10 protein-coding genes are annotated in these 16,636 nt (G+C 57.6%); 4 read left to right on the plus strand and 6 right to left on the minus strand.

The window, feature by feature from the left end:
• Nucleotides 1-3: 3 nt before the first annotated feature.
• The 3 genes from ACUVOF_RS12735 to ACUVOF_RS12745 all read right to left on the minus strand — a co-directional run bounded on the left by ACUVOF_RS12735 (nt 4) and on the right by ACUVOF_RS12745 (nt 4,086).
• Nucleotides 4-1,254, minus strand: a complete 1,251-nt coding sequence (locus tag ACUVOF_RS12735; RefSeq protein WP_447044710.1) for a sarcosine oxidase subunit beta family protein — start codon at nt 1,252-1,254, stop codon at nt 4-6.
• Between the two features lie 12 nt (nt 1,255-1,266).
• Complete coding sequence (gene glyA / locus ACUVOF_RS12740) at nt 1,267-2,580, minus strand: serine hydroxymethyltransferase (RefSeq protein WP_447044711.1); 1,314 nt, start codon at nt 2,578-2,580, stop codon at nt 1,267-1,269.
• 399 nt (nt 2,581-2,979) lie between these two features.
• Nucleotides 2,980-4,086 (minus strand): FAD-binding oxidoreductase, encoded by a 1,107-nt coding sequence (locus tag ACUVOF_RS12745; RefSeq protein ID WP_447044712.1) that lies wholly within the window; start codon nt 4,084-4,086, stop codon nt 2,980-2,982.
• 361 nt (nt 4,087-4,447) lie between these two features.
• Here ACUVOF_RS12745 and ACUVOF_RS12750 point away from each other — a divergent pair, with 361 nt between their 5' ends.
• Nucleotides 4,448-5,734 (plus strand): aromatic ring-hydroxylating oxygenase subunit alpha, encoded by a 1,287-nt coding sequence (locus ACUVOF_RS12750; protein WP_447044713.1) that lies wholly within the window; start codon nt 4,448-4,450, stop codon nt 5,732-5,734.
• Nucleotides 5,735-5,863: 129 nt separating this feature from the next.
• Here the strand turns inward: ACUVOF_RS12750 and fdhF are convergent, their stop codons facing one another.
• The 3 genes from fdhF to fdhA form a co-directional block, all read right to left on the minus strand.
• A complete protein-coding gene (gene fdhF / locus ACUVOF_RS12755; RefSeq protein WP_447044714.1) occupies nt 5,864-8,719 on the minus strand; it encodes a formate dehydrogenase subunit alpha in 2,856 nt (951 codons plus the stop codon).
• Between the two features lie 24 nt (nt 8,720-8,743).
• On the minus strand, nt 8,744-10,462 hold the full coding sequence (locus tag ACUVOF_RS12760; RefSeq protein WP_447044715.1) for an NAD(P)H-dependent oxidoreductase subunit E: 1,719 nt from the start codon (nt 10,460-10,462) through the stop codon (nt 8,744-8,746).
• 174 nt (nt 10,463-10,636) lie between these two features.
• Entirely contained in the window at nt 10,637-11,827 is a 1,191-nt protein-coding gene (gene fdhA / locus ACUVOF_RS12765; RefSeq protein ID WP_447044716.1) for a formaldehyde dehydrogenase, glutathione-independent, read from the minus strand.
• Between the two features lie 243 nt (nt 11,828-12,070).
• On the opposite strand from fdhA, the gene ACUVOF_RS12770 reads away from it, so the two are divergent.
• From ACUVOF_RS12770 to ACUVOF_RS12780, 3 genes are all read left to right on the plus strand, one after another.
• Nucleotides 12,071-13,651, plus strand: coding sequence for a BCCT family transporter (locus ACUVOF_RS12770; RefSeq protein WP_447044717.1), 1,581 nt, complete (start codon nt 12,071-12,073; stop codon nt 13,649-13,651).
• 190 nt (nt 13,652-13,841) lie between these two features.
• Nucleotides 13,842-15,593, plus strand: coding sequence for a sodium:solute symporter family protein (locus tag ACUVOF_RS12775; RefSeq protein WP_447044718.1), 1,752 nt, complete (start codon nt 13,842-13,844; stop codon nt 15,591-15,593).
• A 106-nt stretch (nt 15,594-15,699) separates the two neighbouring features.
• Complete coding sequence (locus ACUVOF_RS12780) at nt 15,700-16,587, plus strand: DMT family transporter (protein ID WP_447044719.1); 888 nt, start codon at nt 15,700-15,702, stop codon at nt 16,585-16,587.
• The last annotated feature ends 49 nt before the right edge of the window (nt 16,588-16,636 follow it).

Genomic DNA, 16,636 nt, shown 5'->3' on the forward strand with positions numbered 1-16,636 from the left:
ACCCTAGTGGGCCACGCCGGCAGCGCCGTGTTCGTCGATCAGCGCTCCGCTATGGAAGCGGAACATGGAGAACGGCTCGGCGATGGGGTGCATTTCCCCCTTGGCCAAGCTGGCAGCGAATACATGCCCCGACCCTGGTGTGGCTTTGAAGCCGCCGGTACCCCAACCGCAGTTGAAGTACAGCCCCTTCACCGGCGTTTTGGAGATAATCGGACAGGCATCAGGGCAGGTATCGACGATGCCGCCCCACTGACGGTTCATGCGTACCCGAGAGAAGATTGGGAACATTTCAACGATCGCCTGGAGCGTGTGCTCCACGGTGGGATAACTGCCGCGCTGGCCATAGCCGTTATAGCCGTCGATGCCCGCGCCGATCACCAGGTCGCCCTTGTCGGACTGGCTGATGTAGCCATGCACCTGGTTCGACATCACCACCGTATCGAGAATAGGTTTGATCGGCTCAGAGACTAAGGCTTGCAGCGGATGGGACTCCAACGGCAAGTTAAAGCCGCCCATTTTGGCCAGCACGGAGGAGTTACCGGCAGTCACACAACCCACCGTTTTAGCTTCAATGTCGCCACGGTTGGTGTGTACACCGTAAATCTGTCCGTCACGAATCTTGAAGCCGGTGACTTCGGTCTGCTGCAGGATATCCACGCCGTGAGCATCGGCACCACGCGCATAGCCCCAGGCTACCGCGTCGTGGCGTGCCACCCCTGCCCGCGGCTGCCAGGAGGCACCCATCACCGGGTAGCGCGCGCTCGCAGAGCAATCCATGATCGGCACCAGTTCCTGCACACCCTTGGCATCCAGCACTTCGCCGTCAATACCGTTCAGACGGTTGGCACTCACCCGACGCTGGATATCGCGCATGTCCTGCAGGGTATGACCCAGGTTGAGCACCCCGCGCTGGGAGAACATCACGTTGTAGTTAAGATCCTGGGAAAGCCCCTCCCACAGTTTCATGGCGTGTTCATAAAGGGCAGCCGATTCGTCCCATAAATAGTTGGAACGTACGATGGTTGTATTACGGGCGGTGTTGCCTCCGCCCAGCCAGCCTTTCTCAATCACCGCCACGTTCTTGACGCCGAACTCTTTAGCCAAGTAATAGGCTGTCGCCAAGCCGTGCCCGCCACCACCGACGATGATCACATCGTACTGCTTCTTGGGTGTGGGGTTGCGCCACTGGCGCTCCCAATTCTCGTGGTGGCTCAGCGCGTGCTTGACCAGGCCGAAGCCGGAATAGCGTTGCATAGGGGCCTCCTCTCAAGCAATGGATTCGACGGCTTCAGCGGCGGACTCAGCGTAAACAGGATGCTGGGCACACACGTCGGTCACTTTGGCCTGCACCTCGGCTTCAATGGACGCCGTTTCTTTGCCTGCAGCCAATTCATCTAAGATGTCGCAGATCCATCCAGCCAGCTCGCTACACTCTTCGGCATCGAAGCCTCGCGTGGTGACCGCGGGGGTTCCAATACGCAGGCCAGACGTCACAAAGGGGCTTTGGGGGTCGTTGGGCACCGTGTTTTTATTCACCGTGATATGTGCGCGACCAAGTGCAGCATCCGCATCTTTACCGGTAATGCCTTGGCGGATAAGCGAAACCAAAAAGAGGTGGTCGTCGGTGCCGCCGGACACCACGTCGTAGCCACGCTCCATGAACACCTTGGCCATGGCCTGGGCGTTATCGATCACCTGCTGCTGGTAGCGCACAAACTCCTGGTTCATGGCTTCCTTAAACGCCACCGCCTTAGCGGCAATCACATGCATCAGCGGGCCGCCCTGCTGGCCTGGGAAAACCGCGCCATTAAGCTTTTTATACAGCGCTTCGTCGCCATGGGCGGAGAGAATCAAGCCACCCCGTGGGCCACGCAACGTTTTATGGGTGGTGGTGGTGACCACATGAGCGTAAGGGAGCGGGCTCGGATAGAGGCCAGCGGCCACTAAGCCAGCGACGTGGGCCATATCGACCATCAGCCAAGCGCCTACCTCATCGGCGATGGCGCGAAAACGCCGCCAGTCCACCACGCGAGAGTAAGCCGAGAACCCCGCGATGATCATCTTCGGCTGGTGCTCGCGAGCTAAGCGCTCGACTTCTTCGTAATCAATCTCACCGGTTTCCGGCTTGAGGCCATACTGCACGGCGTTGTAATGCTTACCCGAAAAGTTGGGTGCAGCACCATGGGTTAAGTGGCCGCCGTGGGCCAGGCTCATACCCAATACCGTATCGCCCGGCGATACCAGCGCCATGAACACAGCAGCATTGGCCTGGGCCCCGGAGTGCGGCTGCACATTGGCATAATTGGCACTAAAAAGGTGGCAAGCCCGCTCAATGGCCAAGGCTTCAACCTTGTCAACGAACTCACAGCCACCGTAGTAACGGCGACCTGGATAGCCTTCTGCATACTTATTGGTTAGCTGTGTACCTTGCGCTTCCATAACAAGCTTGCTGGTATAATTTTCGGAGGCGATCAACTCAATATGCGCTTCCTGGCGTTCCGTTTCTTCAGCGATTGCCTCGGCAAGCAAGCTGTCGTAATGGGCCAAGCGAGCATTAGGGGAAAAATTATTTTGAAGCATTACCGCCTCCTCATTAGTCACTTTTTTATTAAGTGCTGGACATACTCTTTAATGCTGATAAACCCGGGTCGCTTTCAACCAAAGTCCCTATCAACGCGTTGTTACCGCGATACTATCGTTGGAGTCCGGGCCCAAGATGCTTGCCGACGTCACCACGCGATGTATTTGCGACATCGGTAACAATTAGGTTACGGCTTGGGATGAGTCGCCGAAAAAGCAAAAGGAAAAGACCAAAAATCTCGTCACGACGGGGCGATCCAACGCGCCATGGCGACAAGTCAGCCGAGAAAAAATGCTTCGTTAAGGTCAATTATTAATTAGTGATTAAATACACAACGCCCTATACAGCGAGTGCCGTATAGGGCGATTAATTGAAGGGAACATACATTATCGCTGGTGCTAAAAATCGACTACCAGATCGCCTTTAGGACGACTACAGCAGGACAGGATATAACCTTCTTCGACATCTTCATCCGTAATGCCGCCGTTATGCTCCATTTCTACTTCACCTGATTTGAGCTCTACGCGACACGTACCGCAAATCCCCATGCCGCACGCCTTGGGAATATGCAGACCCAGCTTCGCCGCTGCCGCATGGACCGTCTCATTAGGCTGGATCTTGACGCTTTTTCCAGAAGAGGCGAATTCGATGCTGTGCAAATCACTACTATCGACATTTTCGGCGTCGACCTCTGCCTGTTCGGCCAGTTCAAGCACGTCCTCACGAACGTCGACCGGCGTGGCGCCAAACGACTCTTCGTGGTAATGACTCATGTCAAAATTCTTGCTTTTCAAAATATTTTTGATGGCATTCATGTAGGGGGTAGGACCGCAACAAAATATTTCCCGCTCCATAAAGTCCGGCACTATTAGCTCAAACAGCGGCTGAGTGAGGTAACCGCGGTAGCCGGCCCAGGCCTCACCGATATCCTCTTTGTTCTCACAAATGATATGCAGCTTGAACTCAGGGATGCGCGAAAACATATGCACCAGTTCGCGGTGATAAATGACATCGCGTGGGGCGCGGGCACTGTGTATGAATTCAACGTCAACAGCGGCGTTGGTATCGAAAAGCCAGCGCGTCATGGACATCAAGGGCGTAATGCCCACACCGCCAGAAAGAAACAGCACTTTGTCGGCAGGGAAATCGATAGAGTTAAAATTGCCTACCGGCCCGTGCACCACCAGCTCATCACCCACCTTTAAATTGGCATGTAGCCAGTTAGATACTTTACCGCCCGGCACCTGCTTAACGGTGATTGAAAAGCTGTACGGAATGGAGGGAGAGCTAGAGATCGTATAGGAGCGCATGATGGGCTGATTATCGATCTCAAGCTCGAGGGTCACGAACTGACCGGGCTTGAAGAAAAACAGCACAGGCTGCTCGGCCATAAAGCAAAACGTGCGTACATCCTGGGTTTCTTGGATCACCTTAACGCAACGCACCTGGTGGCGGCCGTTGGTCCAGGTTTGGGTCGTGACCGGATTGAAGAAATTAGTTGTCATTATCGCCTCTGCCTGAACAGCCTTCGTCACCATGCATCACCGAACCGTATTCGCTATACGTCCAGTACCTTGAGCTGCATTTTGGGGATGCGCCTGCTAGCCGACTTACCTGATAACGACTCACACTTACCTCGTGCCACTCGTGAACGTTTAGAATTTTCTGTTTTAGTCGCCTCTACGCCACCTGATGTCGCGGGTAGATAACTGGCAGGGGTTAGCCTACAACACAATCGTGTCACTAACGTCAGGTCCCATTTGTACAAAACGCCAGGTTACGCAACAGAACAACAAGACACGCAATCTTGATTATTGGCCGACTCGCAGTCCTTAAGGGGAAGCGGTGGTTTACGAGGATACTGGTATGGAAAAAAGTGTTTCTTACATCATGGACGATCCACTCGCTGCGGCTCGTGCATCAACGGCCCAGATGCTGCAGGAAAGAGGACGTACCTTTTCGCTTCCGCAGCCATTTTATAACGATGCCCGCCTGTTCGCGCTTGATATGCAGGAGGTCTTTGAGAAGGAATGGCTGTTCGCTGGCATGACATGCGAGATCCCTACCAAGGGCAACTTCATGACGCTGGATATTGGTGATAATCCCGTCGTGATTGTGCGTGGCAGTGAAGGGACTATCCATGCGTTTCACAATGTGTGCCGCCACCGCGGGTCGCGCCTCTGTGTAAAAGATAAAGGTAAGGTGGCAAAGCTAGTATGTCCGTATCATCAATGGACCTACGAGCTTGATGGCCGCTTGCTGTTTGCCGGTAGCGATATGGGCACTGACTTCAACCTCGACCAGTTTGGGCTCAAACCGGTCAGTGTGTGCACCGCTGGCGGCTTCATCTTTATCAACCTGAGCGAAGAGCCACCCGCGATTGATGATTTTCTGGAAACGCTGGATCACTATCTTGAACCGTACCAGATGGATAACGTCAAGGTCGCCGTAGAGTCCAGTATCGTCGAGCAAGCCAACTGGAAGCTAGTCATCGAAAACAACCGTGAGTGCTATCACTGCAATGGCGCCCACCCTGAGCTGCTTAATTCATTACAAGAGTTTGATGACACCGAAGACCCCCGCGCCACGCCCGCTTACAAGACACTGGTAGCGCGCAAACAGGCAGATTGGGATCAGGATCAGGTGCCTTACCAGTTGAAGCGGTTTGGCCAGCAAAATCGCCTGACCCGCACGCCGCTGCTGGATGGCATTGTGTCGATGACGATGGATGGCCAGCCCGGCTGCAAAAAGCTGATGGGGCGCTTGTCGAGCCCTGATATGGGCTCCCTGCGCATCCTGCACCTGCCCAACTCCTGGAATCACTTTATGGGTGATCACGCCGTAGTGTTCCGCGTGCTGCCACTTGGCCCGCAGAAAACCATGGTGACCACCAAATGGCTGGTTCACAAGGATGCAGTTGAAGGCGTTGATTACGATCCCGAAAAGCTTCGCCGCGTATGGGATGCAACCAACGACCAGGACCGCCAACTTGCCGAAGAGAACCAGCGCGGCATCAACTCCATCGCGTATCAACCCGGCCCTTATTCGGAAACCTACGAGTTCGGCGTTATCGATTTTGTCGACTGGTATGCCACCCGCATGCTAGAGAACTTAGGCCAAGACACCCCTTCACTAAAGATAGCGCAAGGCTGAGGTTTCCCTGAATGCACTGTGGCCCGCTTATGCGGGCCACAGTGTTTATACACCTAAAGCTTTATGTCCTTAAGGCTCGCGCCTATTGACTGCCTTCCTTGGCAATATCCTGTGGGTCCCCCACTTACCTTAAGCGTCGGTCTCCTCCAACATCGCGGTTTCCGAGCGGCTCAAGTGACAGGCGGCATACTTGAACTCCGGGATCTTGCCATAAGGATCCAGCGCCGGATTGGTCAACAGGTTGGCCGCCGCTTCCTCGTAACAGAAAGGCACGAAGACCATACCCTCTGGCATGCCCGGGTCCGTCCTCGCTTTGAGAGTGATAGACCCTCGCCGGGTGGCGATCATCAGATCATCACCCGGCGCCATTCCAAGTCGAATAAACTCAGCGGGCGCCAGGCTCGCTACCGCTTCCGGCTCCAGGTCATCAAGCACTTTGGCGCGGCGGGTCATGGACCCGGTATGCCAGTGCTCTAACTGGCGCCCGGTGGTCAGCACCGTCGGATAGTCGTTATCGACCGGCTCATCAGGCGGCAGTGGCCGCGTGGGCGCGAATTTCGCCCGGCCGCTGATGGTGGGGAAAGCATCGCTGAAGACCACGTCTTGCCCCGGCGCGTCCTCCGCTGGGCAAGGGTAGGTCACCGACTGCTCGCGCTCCAAACGCTCCCAGGAAATATGATCGAGGGAGGCCATGCCGCGTTTCATCTCGGCGAAGACGTCCCGTGGATGCTGATAATCCCAGTCCAGTCCAAAACGTTTGGCCATCTCCTGGATAATCCACCAGTCCGGCTTGGCCTGGCCGGGTAGTGGTACCGCCGCACGCCCCATCTGCACTTGGCGATTGGTGTTGGTGACGGTGCCGTTCTTCTCGGGCCAGGCGGAGGCAGGCAGGATGACATCGGCGAACTGGGCGGTCTCGGTGACAAACAGATCCTGTACCACCAGATGCTCCAGCTTAGCCAGGGCGGCGCGGGCATGGGCCAGATCCGGGTCGGACATCGCCGGGTTTTCGCCTTGAATATACATGCCGCGAATGGTGCCTGCGGTGATGGCGTCCATGATTTCCACCACGGTGAGGCCTGGAGTGGGATCCAGTTTGGTATTCCACAGCTCTTCAAACGCCGCACGTACTTGGCTATCGCTGACCGGCTGGTAGTCCGGCATCACCATGGGGATCAGGCCCGCATCAGATGCCCCCTGCACGTTGTTCTGTCCCCGTAAAGGATGCAGGCCGGTGCCAGGGCGCCCGGTCTGTCCGCAGGCCAAGGCCAGTGAGATCAGGCAGCGGGCGTTATCGGTGCCGTGGGTGTGCTGGGAAATGCCCATGCCCCAGAAAATCATCGCCCGTTCGGCGTTGGCATAAAGCCTTGCCACGTCACGGATGGTGTCTGGCTCAACACCACACAAGCCGCTCATCGCTTCGGGGGTCATGTCGACCGTATGCATCTTCAGCGCCTCAAAGCCCTCGGTATGCTCGGCGATATAGGCCGTGTCATAAAGCTCTTCGCTGATAATCACATTGAGAATGGCATTAAACAGGGCCACGTCGGCACCCGGTGAAAAGCGCACGCTCAAATGGGCATACGCATCCAGCGCCTGACCACGGGGGTCGAGAATTACGATCTTGGTGCCGCGCTTGGCGGCCTGCTTGAAGAAGGTGGCCGCCACCGGGTGATTCACCGCCGGATTACAGCCGGTAAGAATGACCACGTCGGCTTGGCTTGCCTGCATAAAGGAGGCAGTGACCGAGCCTGAACCAATACATTCCATCAGCGCCGCCACCGAGCTTGCATGGCATAAGCGGGTGCAGTGATCCACATGGTTGGAGCCAAAGCCGGTACGCACCAGCTTCTGGAACAGCCACGCTTCTTCATTGGAGCACTTGGCGCTGCCGAACCCTGCCAGGGAATCAGGTCCATGGGCTTCTTTAAGGCCGACAAGCCCGCGAGCGGCCACCTCCAGTGCTTCATCCCAGCTCGCCTCGCGGAAATGGCTCAGGGGCTTGGCGGGGTCGAAGTCCGGGTCAAGCCCTTTAGCGATGCCCTCCCGTCGGATCAGCGGGGTAACAAGCCGGGATGGATGGCGCGGATAGTCGTAGCCGAAGCGCCCTTTGACACACAGTCGGCTCTCGTTAGAGGGACCGTCGCGGCCCTCCACATAAAGGATTTCATCGTCCTTGATATGGTAGGTAAGCTGGCAACCTACCCCGCAGTAGGGGCATACCGAATCGACCTGGCGGTCGGCCACGGTAGAATCGCCGCGGCCTTCTGCGTTGACCAGGGTAGCGGGCATCAGGGCGCCGGTGGGGCAGGCCTGAACGCACTCGCCACAGGCCACGCAGGTGCTATCGCCCATGGGGTCGTCGAAGTCAAACACGATCTTGGACGCCGCCCCACGGTGCGCCAGGCCAATCACGTCGTTGACCTGTACTTCGCGACAGGCGCGCACGCACAGGTTGCACTCGATGCAAGCGTCAAGATTGACACGCATGGCAGAGTGACTGCTGTCCTGCTCTAGACTACCTGCCCGGGAGGCTACATGGTGCACGGTAGCCGTCTCGCGCTCTTCGCGCCTCGGCAGCTTACGGCGCACCGCCGTGGCATCAATGGCCAACTGATCGGCCATGGCCCAGAAATGGCTCGCACGGTCGGGGCTATCTTCCCGCTCAGGCTGGTCGACCAACAGCATTTCCATGACCATCTTGCGGGCCGTATGCGCGCGTTCGGAGCTCGCGCTATTGACCACCATACCGGGCGCCGCTTGGCGTAGGCAGCTGGCGGCCAGCACCCGTTCACCTTCGATTTCCACCATACAGGCGCGACAGTTACCGTCGGCACGGTAGCCGCTGGTATCCTTGAAACACAGGTGGGGTATGGTCTCGCCGGCGCGTTTGGCCACCTGCCAGAGGCTTTCACCGGGGTAAGCGCTGACCTCGACGCCATCCAGCGTCAGCGTGAAGCATTTGCTTAAGCTCTGCTCGCTCATACTCATGTCCAAATTCATATCCCACTACCCCCTGACGATGACGTTCTGAGCGGCAAGTTCGCCGCGGAAGTCCTTGAGCAGCCCCAGCACCGGGTTAGGGGCCGCCTGTCCAAGCCCGCAAATGGAGGCATCGATCATCACCTGTGAGAGCTGTGTCATCAGCGCGGCGTCCCACTCATTCCGCTCGAGCAGCGTGAGCATTTTTTCGGTGCCCACCCGGCAGGGTGTGCATTGACCACAGGACTCATCGGCAAAGAAGGCCAGCAGATTGGTAGCGACCCCGCGCAGATCGTCCTGGTCGGAGAGCACGATCACCGCGGCCGAGCCGATAAAACTGCCGTGCTCCTGAAGGGTATCGAAGTCGAGGGGGATATCGGCCTTGGCTGCGGGCAGAATACCGCCAGAGGCGCCGCCGGGCAGGTAGGCCGCTAAGCGGTGACCTTCAGCCATGCCGCCGCCATATTCGTCAATCAACTCGTTGAGGGTGATGCCCGCAGGGGCCAAATAGACCCCGGGCTGTTTGACGCGACCCGAAAGCGAGAAGCTGCGCAGACCCACGCGGCCGTTGCGACCCTGGCTTGAGAAGGCCTCCGCGCCACGCTGCCAGATCATCGGAATCCAGTAGACAGTCTCGACGTTATTGACCAACGTCGGCTGGTTAAAGAGCCCCTTCTGGGCCACAAACGGCGGGCGATGTCGAGGCTTGCCCGGCTTGCCTTCCAGCGACTCGATCATCGCCGATTCTTCGCCGCAGATATAGGCGCCAGCGCCGCGGCGCAGCACAATATAGCCAGGCGCTACCAAGCCAGCGGCCTCAAGCTCGCCAATGGCTTCGCGCATCACGACATGCAACGCCGGGTACTCATCGCGCAGATAGATATACAGCGCCGCGGCGTCTATCGCCCAGGCGCTGACCAGCGCACCTTCAAGAAACTGATGCGGCGAGCGTTCAAGGTAATAGCGGTCCTTGAAGGTTCCGGGCTCGCCCTCGTCGGCATTGATAGCGCAGTAACGGGGGCCGGCCTCCTGGCGCACGAAAGTCCATTTTTTGAAGGTAGGAAAACCCGCGCCGCCCAAGCCGCGTAAGTTGGCCTGCTGCATTGCCTCCATCAATGTCTCTACCGTGACGTCACCTTGGCGGCAGGCCTGAAGCAATGCCAAACCACCTTCGCTGCGATAGTCGTCAAGTCGCTGCCAGGCGACGGGGTCAGGGTGAAAATGCGCCGCCTCGATCAACGACGCGATACGCGCCTGAGTAGCAAACGGCACATGATTGTGTCCAACCTCCACCACCGGCGCCGTGTCGCATCGTCCCATGCAGGGAGCACGCAGCACCCGCACCTGTTCGATATCCACGCTCGCCTCCAGCTGTGCCTTAAGCGCTTCGGCTCCGGCCAGTTGGCAGGTTAGAGAATCACACACGCGAATGGTGACCGCAGGCGGCGGCAGTTGGTCGTCGTGAATAACATCGAAGTGCGCATAAAAGGTGGCGGTCTCGTAGACCGCGGCCATGGGCAGGTTCATGTAGGCCGCCAGGGCACGTAGGTCCGCCAGCAGCAGATGGCCACGCGTATCCTGAATAACATGCAGGTGTTCAATCAGTAGGTCGCGGCGGCGCAACGTGGCGTCCTGGCGTTCGTCACCCAGCAGCTCACGCAACTCCTCAAGAAGAAGGGGGTCGAGTTCACGGCCGCGGGGCTTGCCGCGAAAGCGGCGCTTGGGGATCACGGTCTGGACGGTCATGGGTTACTCATTATTATCTTGATCAGCTTTATGCCGAATGAACAAAGACGGCACCCCGCGGGGCGCCGTCTAGGGTCGCGCTGTCTCAAATTATCTCGCACTAACCTGCCCTCAGGTAGGCGTTACAGCTGTTACTAAGTTGCTGAGTTAATAAGTTGCTGAATTAATAAGCTCTTAAGCCACACTGCCATGGGGATCAATGACGAATTTCTTGGCCGCACCGCCATCGAAGTCGGCGTAGCCCTGGGGCGCCTGATCCAGGGTGATCATCTGGACATTGACCGCATCGGCGATATTGACCTTGCCGAACAGGATTGCCTGCATCAATGGGCGATGGTACTTCATCACCGGGCACTGTCCAGTATGAAAGCTATGGGACTTGGCCCAACCAAGGCCAAAGCGCATGCTCAGCGCCCCCTGCTTGGCGGCGTCGTCAGCGGCACCCGGGTCTTCGGTCACGTAGAGGCCGGGGATACCGATCTGCCCGCCCGCGCGAGTCAGCGACATCGCCGAGTTCAGCACGGTAGCTGGTGCTTCCTTGCCATGATTGCAGCCACAGGCGTGGGCCTCGAAGCCGACGCAATCGACAAACGCATCGACCTCACGTTCACCCAGGATCACCTCGATCTTGTCGGCCATGTCGCCGTCCTGGGTCAGGTCGATGGTCTCGCAACCAAAGCTGCGCGCCTGGGCCAGACGCTCTTCGACCATATCGCCGACAATCACGCAGGCCGCACCCAGCAGTTGAGCGGAAACCGCTGCCGCCAGACCCACGGGCCCAGCACCAGCGATATAAACGGTGCTTCCCGGACCAACACCGGCGGTAACGCAGCCGTGGAAGCCGGTGGGGAAGATATCGGAGAGCAAGGTGAGATCCTGGATCTTCTCCATGGCCTGCTCGGTATCGGGGAACTTCAGAAGGTTAAAATCGGCATAGGGAACCATGACGTATTCAGTTTGGCCACCGACCCAGCCGCCCATATCCACATAGCCATAAGCGGCTCCAGGCCGGGAGGGATTGACGTTGAGGCAGATACCAGTGCGGCCTTCTTTACAGTTACGGCAGCGACCACAGGCAATATTGAACGGTACCGAGACCAGATCGCCCGGCTTGAGGAACTCGACGTCGCGACCGCATTCGACGATCAGACCGGTAATTTCGTGCCCCAGCACCAGACCCGATGGCGCGGTGGTGCGGCCACGTACCATATGCTGGTCGCTGCCACAGATATTAGTGGTGACTACTTTGAGAATCACGCCGTGCTCGCATTTGCGATTGCCGAGGGCGAGTTCAGGATAAGCGATGGACTCAACGGCGACCTCACCCGGCCCTTTGTAGACCACTCCGCGGTTGGCTGCATTCATGGCTGGCTCCTGTAGTTTATTGTTCTGTTCGTTATGGTTGATTGCGCTTTTCCACCCTATCCCCTCCGCGTCTTGGAACTTACCCCAAAAAGGCACTCACATATCTATTCAAGACATTCTAGCCAGAACGAATAGATAGAGGTCGCTTTCACGACACTCCTCTTTTGAAACAGGCCCAACAATTCCTAGCGTCGGCAAGGTAACGCAACTCCGATACCTAACAAGAGCCACCAAGGAAACCTGATGAATAACAACGACGACCCGGTTCTGTCGCCCGGACAGGACAATACTCAGATTTTGGGGTTGGACTTTCATAACCCCGTCTTTCCGCTTTCCGCTCTAGCCATCCTACTGTTTATTATCTACGCACTGGTTTATCCAGATGCTGCTAATACTCACCTGGGGCTTGCCAAGAATTGGTCGATTGAACACTTCGATTGGCTGTTTATGATTGCAGGCAATATTTTTGTGGTGTTTTGTCTTGTACTGATCTGCTTGCCACTCGGGCGGATTCGTCTGGGCGGCAGCGACGCGAAGCCGGAATACTCACGCACTTCCTGGTTCGCCATGCTGTTTGCGGCGGGCATGGGCATCGGTCTGATGTTCTGGAGCGTTGCTGAGCCGGTGGCCTACTACACCGACTGGTACGGCACGCCTTTAAATACGCCAGCGGGCACCCCGGCGGGGGCCAGTGCGGCCATGGGGGCCACCATGTTTCATTGGGGGCTGCATCCTTGGGCGATCTACGGCGTAGTCGCGCTGTCGCTGGCCTTCTTCGCCTATAACAAGGGTCTGCCACTCACGCTTCGCTCAGCGTTCTATCCGATTCTGGGCGAGCGAACCCGCGGCTGGGCAGGGCATATCATCGATATTCTTGCCGTATTGGCGACCATTTTTGGCCTGGCCACCTCGCTTGGTTTTGGTGCTACCCAAGCGGCCAGCGGGCTTGCCTACGTGTTCGGCATTCCCGACACCATCGGAACGCAGCTAGCGATCATTGTGGTGGTAACGGTGATTGCGCTGTTCTCGGTATGGCGGGGCCTCGACGGTGGCGTCAAGCTGTTCTCGAACATCAACATGGTCATCGCCGCGGCGCTGCTGCTGTTTGTGTTCATCGCCGGACCGACCTTGATGATTCTGACCGGCATTGGCACCACCGCGATGGACTACGTGAGCCATCTTCTGCCGTTGTCGAACTGGATTGGCCGCGACGACGATGTCTGGTACCACGGCTGGACCATCTTCTACTGGGCGTGGTGGATCTCCTGGTCCCCGTTTGTGGGCATGTTTATCGCTCGCGTATCCCGGGGCCGCACGGTGCGTGAGTTCCTGATCGCGGTGCTGTTGGTACCCACGCTGGTCACGCTGGTATGGATGAGTGCCTTTGGTGGAACGGCACTTTATCAGGCTTCAAACGGCATTGGTGAACTGGCCAACGGCATTGGCGACGTCTCACTCGCTATGTTCCACATGCTGGAACAACTCCCCCTGACCGGTATTACCTCGACACTGGCGATTATTTTGGTACTGGTATTCTTCATTACCTCGTCAGACTCAGGCTCCCTGGTGATCGACAGCATCACCGCCGGCGGCAAAACCGATGCGCCCAAGGGCCAGCGGGTGTTCTGGGCGGCGCTGGAAGGTATTATTGCAGGCGTGCTGCTATACGGCGGTGGAAGCACGGCACTCAGCGCACTGCAAGCGGGCGCGGTCGCCACGGGGCTGCCCTTTACGCTGGTGCTTTTGTTGATGTGCTTCAGCCTTTACAAGGGGCTTCACAAAGAGTGGCGCGAGCTCAACGTAATGCCAAAAGTCGCGGGATAAACATCTTTCCGCTACTCGCGGGGCGCCATTTCAATGGCGCCCTTTTTGTTTGGCTCCTGGCTCTGCTTAGCCCCTGTCTTGTCGTAATTCCCTCACTGGGTGCCGCTGGCAGCAATGAGCGCACTGGCAAAGCGCTGCACGATGACTGAACAATATTAACAATCCCGTTATCAACTCCATGGTTATGCTCATGATTTATACCATCGCAATACTGTTAAGCCTAGTCGGCTATTTTGTCATCGGCCATCTGGCCGGGCGGCGCGTGAAAGGCCTGGATGACTATCTGGTCGCTGGTCGTAATGCGCCTACCTTTTTCATCCTTGGCACCCTGGTGGCCAGCTATTTAAGCACCAGCGCCTTTCTCGGCGAGACGGGCTTTGCCTATCAGGGCTATCCGTTTGTCATGCTGATCTTTGCAGCGGTCAGCACCTCGGGTTGCCTGCTGGGCGCGCTGGTGTTTGGCCGTTACCTGCGGCGCAGCGGCGCCAGAACCGTGCCGGAGTTTTTTGGCAAGCGCTTTGCCTCACGCCACGTTCAAGTCATTGCCGGGCTCACCACCATTATCGGCTTGGGCGCTTACCTGCTGGGGGTCATGCAGGGGGCAGGTATTATGTTCTCCGAACTGACCGGTATGCCCTATTGGCTCGGTCTGGTACTGGTATGGATGACCTACACCGGCTTCATTCTCTATTCTGGCTCACCCGGCGTAATGCTGACCGATACCATTATGTTTGTGATCTTCTCGCTGGCCGCGGTGGGTGGGTCTCTATATGTGATCCAGGACCTGGGCGGCTGGAGCGGGGTTGTTGAAGGCCTGCTAAGCCAAACAGACAAGCCCGGCATTGCGCTGTGGCATGGCGTTATTGAGGGACCGGAAGCCAGCTTCTCATCGCCCGGCGAAGCGCTTGTCTGGGGCCTGACGCTGGGCCTCGTCTGGGCGGCGGTATTGGCGGCGAGCCCTTGGCAATCCAGCCGCTACCTGATGGCGCGCAACGAGCACGTGGTCATGCGCTCGGCCATGCTGACAGCGGTGGCACTCGCCGTCTTCTATGCCCTGATGATGATGACCGGCGCAGCGATCAATCTGTATGACCCGCAGCTGGAACCCGAACGCTCCATGATCTGGGTAGCGCTCAACATACTGCCTACCTGGCTTGGGGTAGTCATTCTCACCGGCGTTTTCGCCGCTGGGCTGTCGTCCTGCTCGACGTTCCTGTCGATTATCGGCTTTAGCCTTTCAAACGATATCCTGCCCGTCTCGCTGGACGAGAAGTCTGCCATGCGTAAAAGCCGTATCGCGGTGCTTTCGGCGGGATTAATAGCACTGATATTGGCGCTTTTTCAGCCGCCAGCAGTTATGTCAGTGGTTTGGTTTGCCGCCACGCTATTTGCCTCCTCCTGGGGTCCGGTTGCTTTGATGAGTATCTGGAGTCGGCGAATTACCGCTGCTGGCGCCAGCGGGGGCCTAGTGGTCGGATTTGTTAGCAATGTTGCGCTATCGTTGATGGTGCAGGCCGAATGGATCAGCTTACCGGTGTATCTGCACCCTGTAGTGTTGAGTACACTGATGGCATTGGCAGCCATCGTGCTGGTCTCGACCATGACCCGCGTAAGCCAGACTGAGAAAGCCTATCGAGCGTTTTTGCATGAATTTGATACCCGTGAGCTAAGCGGCTGGGTGTCCGGTACCCGCTGGATAGCGCTATGCACCATGCTCTCTGGAATCGCTATTGGGCTGTTCTTATGGCAACAGTACGCGGTCACCTTGGCGGGTTTCGCCAAGGGTTTCGCGCTCCCCTCCGGCGCAGTTTACGGTGCTTACCTGCTGGCAATAGGTTGCGGTAGCATGCTGCTACTTGCCGGGGGCGTGGGTTACTGGGTAGTCCGTCCTCGCCATCAGAAAGCCGCTGCCGCGCGCACGGCCATGGCCGACACTCACTAGGTTAAGGGGAACTTAGCGGGCCAACGGCCATTGGCTCGCTGCGCATTTTTCAACCGCTCGCCTTTGGGCGGGCGGTTATCTTTTTCGCCAACCGGGAGTCAATGTAATGCAGTTGAGTGCTTATCAGCGTGGCCTGCTTATGGTGGTACTGGGCGTGGTGTTTCTCAGCTTCGACGGCCTGCTGATTCGCCTTGCCGATACCAACGGCTGGACCATCGTGTTCTGGCGCGGCTTCTTGATGTTCTGTGTGCTGGGGCTGCTGTCTCTAACGGGCAACCGGCTGGCCACGCTGCGCGTCACCCCTTTCTCCTCACTGGCCTCGGCCATTCTGCTGGGGCTGATTTCGGCGCTGTTCGTGCTGGCGGTGATGAACGCCAACGTGGCCAATGTGGTGGTAATTCTCAGTACAGCTCCTCTGTTTGCAGCGTTGTTTTCACGGGTCTTTCTTAAAGAGCGTGTCTCCTTGCGAACGCTGGTGGCGATTGTCATCTGCATGCTGGGCATGAGCTTGGTCTTTATGGGAGAGGGCGCCCACGGCATGCTGGTGGGTAATATTTATGCGCTCGCCGCGGCGACAGCGATAGGCGGTAATCTGACGGTGTTGCGCCGCTACCCGGACATTGACCGCATCGTGGTGATTGCCGGTGGGGGCTTGCTCTCGGCGGCCATTGCGCTACCTCTGGCTTCGCCGTTTTCGCTGGACGTTCCACGCTATGGCGTGCTGGCGCTGATGGGGCTTATCCAGATGCCGCTGGCCACGGTGCTGATCAACAGCGCTACCCGTTATCTGCCCTCCACCGAAGTGGCACTGTTTTATCTAGTCGAAACCGCGCTGGGTACGCTCTGGGTGTGGTGGTTACTGGGCGAAACGCCTACCGTTTCAACACTCACAGGCGGGGCCGTCGTGATCACGGTGCTGATGCTACACGCTTGGCGAGGCCTGCATCTTGAGCGGCAGCGCCTACGGTTACATCCAGGTTTTGCGAGCAAATAGCGGGCTGACTCATCGCAAAGACAAGGCCGCGAAGATAAGAAAGCCCGCG

The organism is Vreelandella sp. H-I2 (assembly GCF_052959335.1).